11 protein-coding genes are annotated in these 13,947 nt (G+C 41.1%); all 11 read left to right on the plus strand.

The features are described 5' to 3' along the window. Positions 1–205: 205 nt before the first annotated feature. The 11 genes from DC20_RS13995 (at position 206) to DC20_RS14045 (ending at position 13,897) form a co-directional block, all read left to right on the plus strand. Positions 206–2,071, plus strand: coding sequence for an ATP-binding response regulator (locus DC20_RS13995; protein WP_062544402.1), 1,866 nt, complete (start codon positions 206–208; stop codon positions 2,069–2,071). A gap of 516 nt (positions 2,072–2,587) precedes the next feature. Continuing rightward, positions 2,588–2,968, plus strand: a complete 381-nt coding sequence (locus DC20_RS14000) for a response regulator transcription factor (RefSeq protein WP_062544403.1) — start codon at positions 2,588–2,590, stop codon at positions 2,966–2,968. Between the two features lie 11 nt (positions 2,969–2,979). Next, entirely contained in the window at positions 2,980–4,140 is a 1,161-nt protein-coding gene (locus DC20_RS14005; protein ID WP_062544404.1) for a sugar transferase, read from the plus strand. A gap of 12 nt (positions 4,141–4,152) precedes the next feature. Continuing rightward, a complete protein-coding gene (locus DC20_RS14010) occupies positions 4,153–4,896 on the plus strand; it encodes a TolC family protein (RefSeq protein WP_169788185.1) in 744 nt (247 codons plus the stop codon). Further along, a complete protein-coding gene (locus DC20_RS14015; RefSeq protein ID WP_062544406.1) occupies positions 4,893–7,094 on the plus strand; it encodes a GumC family protein in 2,202 nt (733 codons plus the stop codon). The genes DC20_RS14010 and DC20_RS14015 overlap by 4 nt, the downstream gene beginning before the upstream one ends. A 143-nt stretch (positions 7,095–7,237) precedes the next feature. After that, entirely contained in the window at positions 7,238–8,683 is a 1,446-nt protein-coding gene (locus DC20_RS14020) for an O-antigen ligase family protein (RefSeq protein WP_062544407.1), read from the plus strand. After that, the gene (locus tag DC20_RS14025; RefSeq protein WP_062544408.1) at positions 8,676–9,629 is read left to right on the plus strand and encodes a glycosyltransferase family 2 protein; all 954 of its coding nucleotides are present in this window, start codon (positions 8,676–8,678) and stop codon (positions 9,627–9,629) included. The genes DC20_RS14020 and DC20_RS14025 overlap by 8 nt, the downstream gene beginning before the upstream one ends. Positions 9,630–9,840: 211 nt before the next feature. Beyond that, complete coding sequence (locus DC20_RS14030) at positions 9,841–10,917, plus strand: glycosyltransferase (protein ID WP_169788186.1); 1,077 nt, start codon at positions 9,841–9,843, stop codon at positions 10,915–10,917. Positions 10,918–11,049: 132 nt separating this feature from the next. Beyond that, the gene (locus DC20_RS14035; RefSeq protein WP_062544410.1) at positions 11,050–12,237 is read left to right on the plus strand and encodes a glycosyltransferase family 2 protein; all 1,188 of its coding nucleotides are present in this window, start codon (positions 11,050–11,052) and stop codon (positions 12,235–12,237) included. A gap of 56 nt (positions 12,238–12,293) precedes the next feature. After that, positions 12,294–12,935: an acyltransferase gene (locus DC20_RS14040; protein WP_062544411.1), complete on the plus strand. Its 642-nt coding sequence runs from the start codon at positions 12,294–12,296 to the stop codon at positions 12,933–12,935. A 104-nt stretch (positions 12,936–13,039) separates the two neighbouring features. After that, a complete protein-coding gene (locus tag DC20_RS14045; protein ID WP_062544412.1) occupies positions 13,040–13,897 on the plus strand; it encodes a glycosyltransferase family 2 protein in 858 nt (285 codons plus the stop codon). The last annotated feature ends 50 nt before the right edge of the window (positions 13,898–13,947 follow it).

Genomic DNA, 13,947 nt, shown 5'->3' on the forward strand with positions numbered 1-13,947 from the left:
ATACTTTGTATTAAAAAATAAAATATCCGAGTGATTGAAATAAATAGGTTATCATGATTGGATGCCTGTCTTTCAGATATAAGTGGAAACTCAGTCAAGTAGATAGGTAATTCAATAAAAAATTAATTAATCCTGATGCGCTTTAGTTAGCGAAATCAAACGTAATCCGGTAAGGATTGGAGTGAATGAGTTCTTGAAAAAGCCTATGTTTTCTATTGACCAAATTTTTAAAGATAGCCCCAATCCAACTTATATCAAGGATTCTCAAGGGAAAATAGTTTGGGCTAATACTGCTTACGCCCAATTGCATAAATTAGCTTTACCTACTTTGCTCCATACGGGTGCCGTTGATTTCGACTTTTCCTATGAAAGAGATTTAGAAGTTCTCGCTTCTGAGGATGTGTACACCATAGAAGAGTTTTATAAACTAGACAATGGTAACGGAACTTGGTATCTTTCTGTTAAAAAAGCGGTTGTCCAGCCTAATGGCGAACGTTACTTATTATCAACTTCCTCAGAGATCACAAATCTGAAAGACACCATCCAGATTGCGGAAGATTCATTTGCAAGTAAAGAGAAATTTTTAGGAGATGTAAGCAGAGAGTTGGAAGCTCCTGTTAGTGCCATCATCAGCTTGATTAGGCTTTTGAAAAAAACCTTTATTAGCAAAGATCAGAAAAGGTATTTGAATTCAGTTCTCTCTATTTCCGACTATCTTTTAGACATTCCCAAAGATGTTTTAGAGTATGCCAGGGTAGAGGCAGGAGTTTTAGAATTAGCCACAGAAGTGGTAAGTATTGTAGATTTTATAAGAGAAGTCGTAAAATCATTAAACTCAAAGGCCGCTGAACAAGATGTAAAGGTTTATTTTTCCGAACCGTTAGCCAGGTTGCCGCTTATTGAGGTTAACCCCATTTATCTCGACCTGATTTTAGTAAAAATTCTTCGTTGTGCAGTAAGATACACGAAGAGTAAAGAAGTAGTGGTATCTGTCTTCCAGAAGGAAAGAATAGAAAAAACGCTATATCTGCAGTTTTCAATCAGCAATCTGGAGCTAGAGCAAAGCTCTGATATTTTAGTTAAACTTTTTGAGTCTGATGGTACACCCTACACAGAAGACAGATATAAAAAAGGTGGACTTGAGCTTGGTATTTACACAAGTAAAAAGCTAATTGAATTGCAAGGCGGCCGGGTTTGGCTTGATGAAAAACATGAGCAGGGAATGAGTATAGAGTTTATTCTGCCTTTCTCTATCAACCAGGAGCAGGTTGTAGAAAGTAAAGATCAATATGATCTGCCAGAACAAACAAATGCTTTAAGGCTTCTTTTGGTAGAAGACAATGAAAGCAGCCAAACCTTAGTAAGGCATCAAATTCAAAACTGGAATACCAAAATTGACATAGCCACTAATGGGGAAGAAGGCATAAAATTAGCCCAGGAGAATGGGTACGATTTAATATTAATGGATGTGGAGATGCCAGGCATAAATGGCTTTGAGGCTACTTCTTTTATCCGTAATTCAGAAAACCCAAACAAAAATACTCCCATTGTAGCTTTCACTACAAACACAGCAGATATTGATATAGATAGATTCAAGGAAGCTGGCTTTAGTGATTTTCTAAGGAAGCCTTATCATGCCTTTGACTTATATCTTTGTATCTCTAAAAATACGGGACATTACGCAAAAGAGCGGCTACTTTCTGAGAAGCAAACTTCTGAAGAGGAGTTGCCTTTATATGACTTCTCAGGTTTGGGGAATATGGCTGAGGATGCAGTTTTCATCCATAAAATGCAGAAGTTATTTATAGATATTGTTCCCGGTCAGTTGTCAAAACTGTCACTTGCTATTCAGCAGCAAGATTGGGATACTGTTGCTCTACTTTCCCATAGCTTAAAGTCAACCTTCGGGAATATAAAAGTAGTCAAAGCTGCGAATGCCATGAAGCAAATTGAGGAAGTAGCCAATACAAAAACAGGTTTGGCAAAATTGTCGAATCTAATGGACACTGTTTATGATGCTACTAACAAAGTTATTGCTGTGTTTTCAAGTGAACTAGCTGATAATAAGTAATTAACAGCTAATTTATAGTTGGTTGTTGTACTGTTTTAAACGTTAATTGATTCAGTTGATTCTTTATTGATGTAGCAATTGGAAAATTTGGTTTTCTTATGTTCTAAAGTAATATGCGAATTTAACTGCTGTATATATTAAAATTTAATTTGTTGCTTATAATTTTTAAATCAATAAATTACTGCACCAAAATTACTGAGCTCAAAGCTATTTCCCCAATCCAAAAACTCTCATTTATATTTTAGTTTTGGAGTTATTTATACAAAAGTAGCTTAAAAACACACCTCAAGTACCTCCTGCTTTTAAGGTAAATCAATGGTTTCGTCAATAGGAACCTCCTTTCTTTTAGTTCTTAGTTTCCCATCTGCAAGGCGGATCTCATCCCAAATTGAAATAGGTGTTCCCATAATGGGAACAAAAATCGCCTAGAATCCACCATTTTATACTCTTAAAGTAATAATTGATATATTTTTCAGATTGGCATGGTAATTTCATAGTAATTATAAAAATAATAAAATGAAGCAGTGTATATTAATCGTCGATGATGAACCTACTATAGGGCTGATTTTAGAGCATTACTTCTCTAAGTCTTACCATGTAGTAGTTAAGTCTAATGGTAAAGAAGCAATGAACTGGCTGGAAGAAGGCCATCACATTGATGCTATTGTTGCTGATTTCGAAATGCCATTCATGAATGGCTTAGACTTTATCGTGCAACTACGGGCAAGTACTTTGTTTAAAGACATCCCATTGATCATGTTGTCAGGGAAAGAGGAATCCAGAAATAAGATCCTCTGCCTTAAAAGCGGTGCCGATGACTATATGATTAAGCCTTTCAACCCAGAAGAGTTGGAAATAAGAATCAAGAATGTTCTTAGACGAGTAAAAATATCCTAAAGTTTGCCAACATGAAGGTTGTTTATCTTTCACCAGATTTTCAGGAGGCAGCGGAATTCGAGAAGGAGTTCGGCCAAAGTTTTGAGGTAAAGCATTTTGACAACCCTAAACTGTTTCTTAATTCATTAGAAAACGGCGATAGATACGATGTTATCATTGATGCTTCTTCGCCAGGCTCTCCTTTAGGAATTAACTTAATAAGAACCATCAAGAACAAGTTTACAGCGACCATCCCTGTCATTTGGATAGCTGATAGTTTGGTTCCGGCCACAGTGCAGAGGATGCTTATGGCTGCGGGTGTTTCTGATATCTTTTATCAAAAATATGATAAGGAGAAGTTAAGCACCAGAATCAATTACTTAGCAAGAATCAGTAAAATGGACATGCACCCCAGAGCAAACAGTGCCTTCGCATACAAATATCCTTTAGGTAAAAGAATATTTGACATTGTGGTAGCTTCTACGGCTCTGTTGTTCCTTTCGCCCATATTGCTGGTGATTACCCTGCTTATCAAACTTGAGTCTAAAGGTCCCGCTTTCTACTACTCATATAGAGTAGGCACTGGTTTCAAAATCTTCAAATTCTGGAAGTTCAGGTCTATGCGACAGGATGCAGACCAACTTCTTGACTCCATAAAGGCCTTTAACCAGTATCAGACCCCAGCCAAGGAACAAGTTGAGGAGGGTTATTCGCTCTGCAAAACCTGTGCAGAAGGTGGGGTGGAGTGTTCAAATAAATTGATTAATGAACAAGGGCAGTTGATCTGTGAGCAACAATACATTGAATCTAAGAAAACCAAGTCTGGTGCTGCTTTCATAAAAATTGCGAATGATCCCAGGATTACTCGGTTAGGGATGTTTCTCCGCAACACCAGTATTGATGAGTTGCCACAGCTATACAATGTGCTCAGAGGAGATATGTCTATTGTAGGAAACAGGCCTCTGCCTATCTACGAAGCTGAAAAAATCACTACTGACGAATATGCTGCGCGCTTTATAGCCCCGGCTGGAATCACTGGCTTATGGCAGGTAAGTAAGCGTGGAAAAGGGAATATGTCAGAGGCTGAACGGAAAGCTTTGGATATTGAATACGCCCAGAAGTTTTCCTTTAGAAAAGACCTTTACATCCTTCTCAAAACTGTACCTGCCATGTTCCAAAAAGAAAATGTTTAACAAATGCTGAATATGAAAAAACTTTCACTTGCAATTCTCCTGGCCCTGAGCGGTCTCATGGCCGTTGCCCAGACAGATCCCAAGCAGGGAGGCGAATGGGAGAAAAAATTGTTCAATTCTGAATATGCCCTCCCAATCCTGATTGAAGCTGCTATTGGGAATGCTGCAGAATTAGAGAACGCTGATGCAGCGAAATTGATGGCGCAGGAAGAACGCAAAATTATTCGCAAAAACTTCTACAGCAACTTTGCCTTGAACTCGGCTTACCAATATGGTACCTGGGAGCAGTTTGGGATAGCGGGTGAGCCAGTTAATTCTTTCAATGCTTTTGACTCTCCTCTGCAGGCAAGATACACCATGGGTTTCACCATGGCCCTGCCTCTAGGACAACTGCTTAGCCGCCATAACCTGATCAAAAAGCAGGATTTAGCAATTGCTCAGGTAGAAGGAACCAGAAAATTAGCTGAAAGACAAGTAAGACAACAAGTGATCACTTTGTACCAGAACATGGTTTTGGCAAAATCACAACTTGAACTTCAGCAGCAAGCCTACCAGTCGGCAGTGGTAACGAATAAACTAGCCGAGAAGCAGTTTAAAAGTGGTGATATTCTTATTGACGCTATGTCTACTGTGCAACAAGCTCATACCAGCACAGCAGCTGCGCTTCGCACCGCGAAGATAAATTATGAAACCACTCTTATGATGATGGAAGAGCGAATTGGAATGAGACTAATTGACTTAATAAAAAGCAAATGAAACTAACGGAAATCTTTAAAATCATCAGACGTAATTGGTTTATGCTGGTGGCAGTAACATCTGTAACAGCAGCATCAATCTATTTCTTCGTGAAGGATGAAGATGATGAATATACCTCCTATACTACTATTTATACTGGTATAGCAACAGGTTACGATCTGAACAGCGTTTCAGCTAACAATAGCCAGCACAAAGCAGCGAACAATGCCTTTGCGAACTTAATCTCTATTATTGATTCTAGAGATATCAGACAGCAGTTAGGCTTCCGGTTATTGGCTTCCCACTTGATGCTAAAAGCCCATGATCCTAATGTGTTGAAACTGAGCTCTTATGAGAAGTTGCAGGAGGCAGTGCCTGCTTCCCTTAAAAGCAAATTAGTAGGTGCTACGGTTGAAGAAACAGCAGATAACATTGCTAAATTCTACAACGCAAGCAAGAGCAACGTAATCCGGGACATCATCTATTCAGATGACTTTGACTACTCTGGAGCTGCTTCATCTTCTGAAGATGCCAAATCGGCGATTGAAGCATCAAGAATTACTGATAGTGATCTCTTACAGATTTCTTTTACCTCTAGTGACCCTGCTCTTTGTAAGAATGCTCTGGAGATTTTAACCCAGTTGTTTATTGAAAAGCACAGGAAACTGCATACTGCTCAATCTGAGTCTGTTGTAGGACACTTTAGCGCAGCAACTGAAAAGTCTTTGGAGAAGTTAAGGGTAGCAGAAGCAAATCTGCTTGAATTCCAGAAAGCCCATGGCATTGTTGATTACAACTCTCAGGTGGAGAATACTTCTGCAGAGAAGAACGCTTTGCTTGGGAAGTACAACGATCTGGAAACGGAGTATGCTGGTGCTCTTGCTACTTTACGCTCTTTAGAGCAAAGCATGAAATCAAGAGGTGTGCCTAACCTGTACAGCCAAGAAGTTTTAAGATTGAAAAACAGACTTTCTGCTGTTCAGACCCAAATTGCTGAACTTGAACTACTGAACAGAGGCAATAACAATGGTGCTCAGGCTAGTAGAATGGCCGCCCTAAGAAAAGAAGAGGAGTCTCTTGAAACAAGAATGTTGAATTCAGTAGATAAGCATCATGCCAATACTCGCTCTAAAGAAGGCGTACCTATGGGTTCTGTGCTTACTGACTGGGTTAGAGCTACTTTCCTGGTAGAAGAATTGAGAAGTAAGTTAAGCTTAGTGAATAAGCAAAAAGGGGAGTATGCCCAGACTTATAACAAGCTTGTTCCTTTGGGTGGAGAAAACAAAAGGTTAATCAGAGAGGTAGATCTTGCTGAAAAAGAATACCTGGCTCAGTTAGAAGGGTTCAACCAAAGTAAGTTAAACCAGCAAAATGTGGAACTTACGTCGCAACTAAAGGTGGTTGATCCTCCTTACCAGCCAAGCAACCCGGCCATTCTTACTCGCTTGCTGCTTATCCTTTTCGGTGCAATTAGTGTGTTCCTTGTAACTCTGGGGGTTCTGATTGCCAAGGCTCTGCTAGACCAATCTATCCGTAAGCCTTCAGTGGCAGTAAGAAAAATGCACTACCCAGTTTTCGGGATTTTGCCTGCAAGTGATACCACAAGCTCTAAGCAATTGCTGTTGGCTCAAAGTGCAGAAGACCACCTGGCTCGCCAGCTTATTCTTAAGATGAGAAACAAAGAAGGAAATGGTCCTTTTGTAGTGGGTGTATTAAGCAGCATGGCAGGTGAAGGCAAAACAGAACTTTGCAATGCCTTGGCCAGCAACCTGACCTCTATGGGAATTGAGACCCAGGTCCTTTTCCCGGAAAGCCACAAAGGCAAAATCAATCCGTTCACCAACAGCAGCTTCTATGCTCCGCTTCAAGGTGTTTTGACAGATGCCTCAGTAGTTGACCTGGCTGGATTGGATTACATGAACAATGCTGTTGTGCTGGTAGAATTCCCTGCCGTGCTAGAGGATACGTACCCAGTGTCACTGTTCAAGCACTTAGATCTGATTTTGTTGACTGTGAGAGCTAACCGCGTTTGGGAGCAAGCAGACAAAACTATTTTTGAAAGCATCCAGAAGGTTACTAACGCACCAATTGAAACGGTACTTAGCTCCGTTAAGGCAGATGATGCAAAAGAAATGGTAGTGGTTCGTCCTGATAGTTACTTACAGGAGCAAAAAGTACTTCCATCTCCTAAAAGCTTACCTGCCCTGGAAACAGTTTAGTTACTGTTCATGGACTAAAGTCTGGAGCACTTTCATGATTGGACTCTTCTTTTCACTTCCACGAATCCATTTTGTTTAGGAAGTAAAAGAAGAGTTCAATTCAACCAATTCGGTTACTAATAAAAGCACAAAGAGATATCTCCATGGAGCAGATTGCAACCTCTTCTAATAAAAGATTACTATCAAACTTTACAATACCCTTGTTGGTTATTGCAGCCATTGGAATTGGCTGGGTAACAGCTGAGGTTGGTTTTCTGCTGCCAGGCATTTTGCTGGTGGCTTTGCTGGTCATTCCATTGGTGTATGCAATATTTAGAGAGCCTAAAGTTGGTATCATCTCCTTCGTTGTCTATTGCTTTATTTATAACCTGTTTTCAAGAGAAATTGGTCATTTCCAGTACTTGTATGTAATTGATGGGTTGCTGGTACTCACCTGGCTGGCTGTTATCTTCCATACTTCAAAACATTACGACTGGTCTTACTTACGGAATGAAATCTTCATTTTGGGATCTATTTGGATGTTGATAAACTTCCTTGAGCTATTCAACCCTGCTGGAGCTAGTGTGCTGGGTTGGATGGTAGATGCACGATACCAATTTATGTGGATCCTGATTGTTCCGCTTTGTCTGGTCATCTTCAATACTAACAAGAACCTAAACACCTTTCTGTTTCTAATTATTGGAATGTCTCTTCTGGCAACCATCAATGGGCTAAAACAAAACTTTATTGGTTTATTTCCTGGGGAAAAGGAGTGGTTGTATTCTTATGGATATTTGACCCACCTTATCTGGGGTGATGTTCGGATATTTTCTTTCTATTCAGATGCCAGCCAGTTTGGTGCCTCTCAGGCCCAATTGTTTGTGATTGCTTTTACATTGGCCTTAGGACCCTTCAAGAAGTGGAAAAGAATAATGTGCGGTATTGCTGCTCTTTTCTTCCTATACGGTGAATCCATGTCCGGAACACGGGGGGCTTTGTTTACCTTATTTGTTGGACTAGCCGTAGTATTAGTAGTTAACAAGAACCTTAAAGTGATAACCGTTGCTTTATTCATAGGTGTGTTAGGATTCTGTTTTCTAAAATTCACTTATATAGGAGAGAGCCATTTTGAAATTAGAAGGATGCGCTCTGCTCTTAACTCTAATGACCAATCCTTCAATGTCCGTCTTGAAAACCAAATGAAAATTCAGGAGTACCTGAAGGCGCGCCCACTTGGAGGTGGTGTAGGCTCTATTGGGTATGCAGCTGAGAAATATAACCCAAATGGCTACTTGACACCTATTCCACCTGACAGTTACTGGGTAAAGGTTTGGGCTGAGTACGGTATTGTGGGCTTTGTGATATGGATCAGTATGATGATGTATATCATTGGGAAAAGCTGCGGAATTGTCTGGAATACCCAAGACAAGGGGCTCAGGTTCAAACTCACCGCCTTGGTGGCAGGATTTACCGGGATCATTATTGCCAGTTATGGTAATGAGGTAATGAACATGATGCCTTCATCAATGATTGTTTACATTTCATTTGCCTTCGTTTTTCTTGGCCCCAAGCTAGATAAAGAAGCGCAACAACTGAACGCTCATGCCTAGTAGTCCACTTGTTTCTATTATCTCAGTAAACTATAACCAAGCTACTGTGACCTGTGAGATGGTGGCTTCCTTGAAAAAGGTGAGTTATCCAAATATTGAGATAATAGTAGTTGATAACGCTTCTCCCTCAGATGATCCTACCTTGATTACTGATCTGTACCCAGAGGTAAAACTCATCAGGTCTGAAGTAAACCTGGGATTTGCCGGAGGAAACAACCTGGGGATAGCTCAGGCAGCCGGAGAATACCTCCTTTTCCTGAACAATGACACTGAGGTGGAGCCTGATTTTCTGGAGCCATTGGTCAACCTGTTCCAGAAAGACAGTAAAGCAGGTATAGCCTCTCCCAAGATTATCTATTATGGAACCAAGGGATTAATTCAATACGCAGGTTCTAAAGGAATTAATTCTTGGACGGGGCGTAGTGTCACTATTGGGCAGCTGGAAACTGATAAAGGGCAGTACAATACCTCAGCTCCTACTATTCTGGCAGACGGTGCCGCAATGATGGTGCCCATGAAAGTAGTCAAGAAAGTGGGTTTAATGCCAGAACTGTACTTCCTGTATTATGAGGAGCTAGACTGGTGCGAGATGATTAAAAGAGCTGGTTACTCCTGTCATTATGTAGGCGAGTCAACCATCTACCACAAGGAGTCAGTTTCAGTAGGGAAGGCATCTGTCCTGAAAACCTATTACATGAACAGAAACAGGCTTCTTTTCATAAGAAGAAACATTACCGGAGGAGCATTATGGACAAGTATCCTGATTTTCCTTCTGGCGGCCATACCTAAGAAGGTGCTGGAGTTCGGCTTGAGGCTGGAAGGAAAGCATTTGAAAGCATTAGCGCGTGGCTTATGGTGGAATCTTACCCATTACAAGATTCACGAAACAAGTTACCCTGGCTTAACCGTCAAAAACAAAACAGAAGGCTTAGGTCTTCCCGCTTAACAGAATAGATTAGACAGATTGCTAGAACCTAATTCGCTGTTTAGACACTAATATTTACAAAAGTAAGGAGTTGAATACATTTATGTTTCTTTTAGAATTATTAGGGAATAGCATCCTGTATGCCATAGGGGTTTATCTTCTGTTTAATTGCTGCTATCTGCTTTTCTTTTCCCTGGCCGGTCACAAAAAAATTAAGCCCCTTCAGGTGACGGTGAAGAAAAATCGTCGGATCTGTGTCTTGATTCCGGCTTACCGTGAGAACGAAGTAGTCCTGGAAACAAGCAGGGCTGCAATGAATCACCAGTACAATGGGGAGTTTGATGTGTATGTGATTGCAGATGGATTGCTACCGGAAACTGTCTCAAAACTAAAAAGCTTTGGTGTAAACGTTATTGAGGTGTTTTTTGAAAAAAGCACCAAAGGCAAAGCACTCTCAACCGCCTTGGACCAAATTCCTGCAAATAAGTATGATATAGCAGCCATCCTGGATGTAGACAATATCATGGGGTCTGATTTCTTGCAGGAAGTGAACAATGCGTTTGGAGCTGGGTACAGAGTTGTGCAGGCGCATAGAACAGCCAAGAACATGGACTCCTCCTTCGCCTTTTTAGATGCCTGCAACGAGGAGATCAACAACCACATCTACCGAAAAGGGCACTTCGCGGTTGGAATGTCATCTGCATTGATTGGATCTGGAATGGCTTTTGGATTCTCATACCTTAAAGATTTGCTGAAAGGTATTGGGGAAACAGTTGGCGAAGACAAGGAACTGGATTTCAGAATTGTAAAAGACCAGGAAAGAATCTGCTACTTAGATAAGGTCTATGTGTATGATGAAAAAATTGAGAATGCCAAAGTCTTCACCCAGCAAAGAACAAGGTGGATTGCAGCCCAGGTAGAGTTCCTGAAAAAGTATGCAGGTGAAGGAGTAGTGCAGTTAGTGAAGCATGGCAACTTTGAGTTTTTCAACAAGGTGGTGCAAGCGTTCTTGGTGCCCAGAGTTCTGCTGATTGGTATTCTAGGATTGTTTTTCTTGTCTTCGTTTCTTCTGCCTGTAGGACCATCTCCTCTCTTCTGGGGAATTCAATTAGTCATGTTGAGCGCCGCTCTTTTTATAGCATTGCCTGCAAGATTTTACAAGAGCAAGCAATTAGTGCAGGCCTTGGTTCAGCTTCCGTATGCATTGTTTTGCATGGTAAAAGCCTTGTTTCAAATCAAGAAAGCCAAGACCTCTTTCCTTTCAACTCCTCACAAAGTGAAAAGCGTTTCAGCAGAAGTAAATGTATAACCCCTAATTTTTAAAAATATGCCTTTCGAAATTTTTATTGTTCCAGCTTTAGTTTTTCTGGTGATAGGTTTCATAAGTGGTTTGAAAGCCAGCAAAAAAAGTCAATAGTCATTCGCTTAAGCATTCAACCACATGGAAGTTCTTGAAATTACACTTTGGGCAGCTTTTGCAATTGTGTTCTACACGTATTTTGGATACGCTCTTGTTGCCTGGATTTTAGCGAAAGCTAAACGTGCCTTCAGCAAATCAAATCCTTTGCAGGAATATGAGCCTGAGGTAACCTTGGTAGTGCCGGCTTATAATGAAGCACCAATCCTGGAAAGCAAAATTGTTAATAGCCTAGCTTTAGATTATCCAGCCGATAAGCTGAAGGTTATATTCATTACAGACGGATCAACTGATAACGCCGCAGAAGTATTAATGAAATACCCGCAGGTGGAACACCTGCACTCTCCTGTAAGGGGAGGAAAGGCATTGGCTGAGAACAGAGCCATGCAATTCGTGAAAACTCCTTACGTAATTTTCACCGACTGCAACTCTTATTTAAACAAAGAGGCCGTAAGGGAGATGGTAAAGCATTACCAAGATCCTAAAGTTGGGGCTGTATCTGGAGAGAAGAAAGTTTTAGCGCTTGACTCTGCCCCAGGAGCGGGAGAAGGCTTGTACTGGAAGTATGAGTCGTTCCTGAAACGCTGTGATTCGGAAATTTACAGCCTGATGGGAGCCGCCGGAGAGTTGGTGTCTTTTAGAAGTGATTTGTTTAAACCGCTGGAAAAAGACACAATTCTGGATGACTTTGTGCAATCACTTAGAATAGTGGAGCAGGGGTACAAGGTAGTATATGAACCTAATGCATATGCCTCAGAAACTCCTTCTACCTCTATTGCCGAGGAAATGAAGCGTAAGGTAAGAATCTGTGCAGGTGGCTGGCAGTCAATGGTGCGTTTGGGTTCGCTTTTGAATCCCTTTAATCAACCATTGGTGACGTTCCTTTACGTGTCGCATCGGGTATTGCGCTGGAGTCTGGCTCCTCTCATGCTGGCGCTCTTGCTGCCAGTTAACTTTCTGCTTGCCTGGAATAAAGGTGGTTTGTACACCTGGCTTTTTATAGCGCAAGTGTTCTTCTACTCTGCCTCTTGGTTAGGTTGGCAAGCTGAAATGAGAGGTAAAAAAATAAAAATTTTACTCTTGCCTCTGTACTTCAGCATGATGAACGTGGCAGTTTTTGCAGGATTCTTCCGGTTTATCCGGAACGCTCAGCCTGCTGCTTGGGAGAAGGCTGAAAGATCAGCTATTCCAGTGACAAGCATTAGCCAGTAAGTTGGAGATTCAATAAAGGTTATCAGGAACTGTTTAGAACCTAAAAAGACAAGACATTGAGCTACGTACAAAAAATAAAATCAGATCCCCGGCTGAAAGCCTTTGCTCTTTATCTGCTGATGCCTAAAAACCAGGCAAGACCCAGATGGTGGGTTCAACAGTTTATGAATCCTTTTTACCATAAAAAGGGTACAAACGCCGTGTTCTGCCGCAAGTCTAGGTTAGATGTTTTACCATTTAACCCCTTCACCATTGGTAGTGGCTCGGTAGTTGAGGACTATGCCGTGGTGAATAACGGGATGGGAGCTGTACATATTGGTGATAACACCTTTGTAGGTCTTTTTGATGTGGTCATAGGGCCTGTTACCATTGGCAACAATGTCATCATTGCCCAGCACGTAGTCATTTCAGGGTTAAATCACGGATATGAAAACGTTCTGGTGCCTATAAAAGACCAGCCATGTACTACTGCTGAAATAGTGATTGAAGATGATTGCTGGATTGGGGCAAATGCGGTGATCACCGCCGGTGTACGCATAGGGAAACACTCTGTGGTAGCGGCAGGGAGCGTGGTGACCAAAGATGTTCCCCCTTTCTCTGTGGTAGGAGGAAACCCCGCCCGCATTTTAAAGGAGTATAACCCAGATGTTGCCAAATGGGAGAGGTTCCAAAAGGTAGATAAAGGGCAGCTGGTCTGAATTAGTAAGAGAAATAGAAATACAGAAATTATCTAGTTTTCTAAAATCACATTAAAAATATAAGGCTGAAAAGGCCTGATTTCATTGTAAATAATGCTGTTGTTATGAGACAATTCAAGAACCCAACCTGGATAAATGACATAAAATTTGAGTACGAGAGCTTTGATCAAATACCCGCCCATGTATTTGATCAAATAAACAGAGACTTGGATAAGGTGCAAAGCAAGCAACCCTTGGTGAGCATTGTGATGTCTGCCTGGAATGAGGAGGTGAACTTGCTTAGAACAATTGCAAGTATGTCCAGAATGAAAACCAAATATCCTTTTGAGATCATTGTGATTAACAATAACTCACAGGATAGAACCCAGGATACAATGGACAGGCTGCACGTAAAACGTTTGTTCCAACCTAAACAAGGATGCGGGTTTGCGCGCCAAATGGGGATGGAGCATGCCGCTGGCAAATACATTCTTTTAGCTGATGCAGACTGCTATTATCCTTCCTGCTGGATAGACGAAATGATAGATGTTCTTACCCAACCAGACGTGGTATGTGTGTATGGCAGGTATTCTTTCATAAGCGAAAAAGGCTTCCCAAGATGGAAACTGTCATTGCTTGAATTGATGAAGGATGCCTTTGCAGAAATTAGACACATCAAACGACCATATTATAACTCGTTTGGATTAAGCATGGGCTTTATCAAAGAGTATGGGATGAAGATAGGTTTCGTCCCTTCAAAATGGAGAGGCGATGACGGGATGCTTTGCCTTGGCCTCATGAAGTATGGTAAAATAAAGCAGGTTCGGTCAAACAAAGCAAGAATCTGGACAGCACCCAGAACTTTGCAACGGAGCGGATCCTTCTCGCAAGTTTTAAAAGAAAGAATCTTAATAGAAGCCAAACGCTTCAAAGGCAATTTCAATAACAAAATGCCAAAGGATCTAAGCATGCAGGATGAATAGTTAATAGCGCATAAGAGCTCCTTTTAATGGTTCTTTTCTGAAAATCGTTA

Source organism: Rufibacter tibetensis (assembly GCF_001310085.1).
Lineage (GTDB): Bacteria > Bacteroidota > Bacteroidia > Cytophagales > Hymenobacteraceae > Nibribacter > Nibribacter tibetensis.

What these genes read in the sequence shown, in the direction of transcription:
- DC20_RS14025 (WP_062544408.1), top strand. Translation starts at nt 8,676, where the DNA reads ATGCCTAGTAGTCCACTTGTTTCTATTATCTCAGTAAACTATAACCAA.
- DC20_RS14005 (WP_062544404.1), top strand. Translation starts at nt 2,980, where the DNA reads ATGAAGGTTGTTTATCTTTCACCAGATTTTCAGGAGGCAGCGGAATTC.
- DC20_RS14000 (WP_062544403.1), top strand. Translation starts at nt 2,588, where the DNA reads ATGAAGCAGTGTATATTAATCGTCGATGATGAACCTACTATAGGGCTG.
- DC20_RS14045 (WP_062544412.1), top strand. Translation starts at nt 13,040, where the DNA reads ATGAGACAATTCAAGAACCCAACCTGGATAAATGACATAAAATTTGAG.
- DC20_RS13995 (WP_062544402.1), top strand. Translation starts at nt 206, where the DNA reads ATGTTTTCTATTGACCAAATTTTTAAAGATAGCCCCAATCCAACTTAT.
- DC20_RS14015 (WP_062544406.1), top strand. Translation starts at nt 4,893, where the DNA reads ATGAAACTAACGGAAATCTTTAAAATCATCAGACGTAATTGGTTTATG.
- DC20_RS14035 (WP_062544410.1), top strand. Translation starts at nt 11,050, where the DNA reads ATGGAAGTTCTTGAAATTACACTTTGGGCAGCTTTTGCAATTGTGTTC.
- DC20_RS14010 (WP_169788185.1), top strand. Translation starts at nt 4,153, where the DNA reads ATGAAAAAACTTTCACTTGCAATTCTCCTGGCCCTGAGCGGTCTCATG.
- DC20_RS14020 (WP_062544407.1), top strand. Translation starts at nt 7,238, where the DNA reads ATGGAGCAGATTGCAACCTCTTCTAATAAAAGATTACTATCAAACTTT.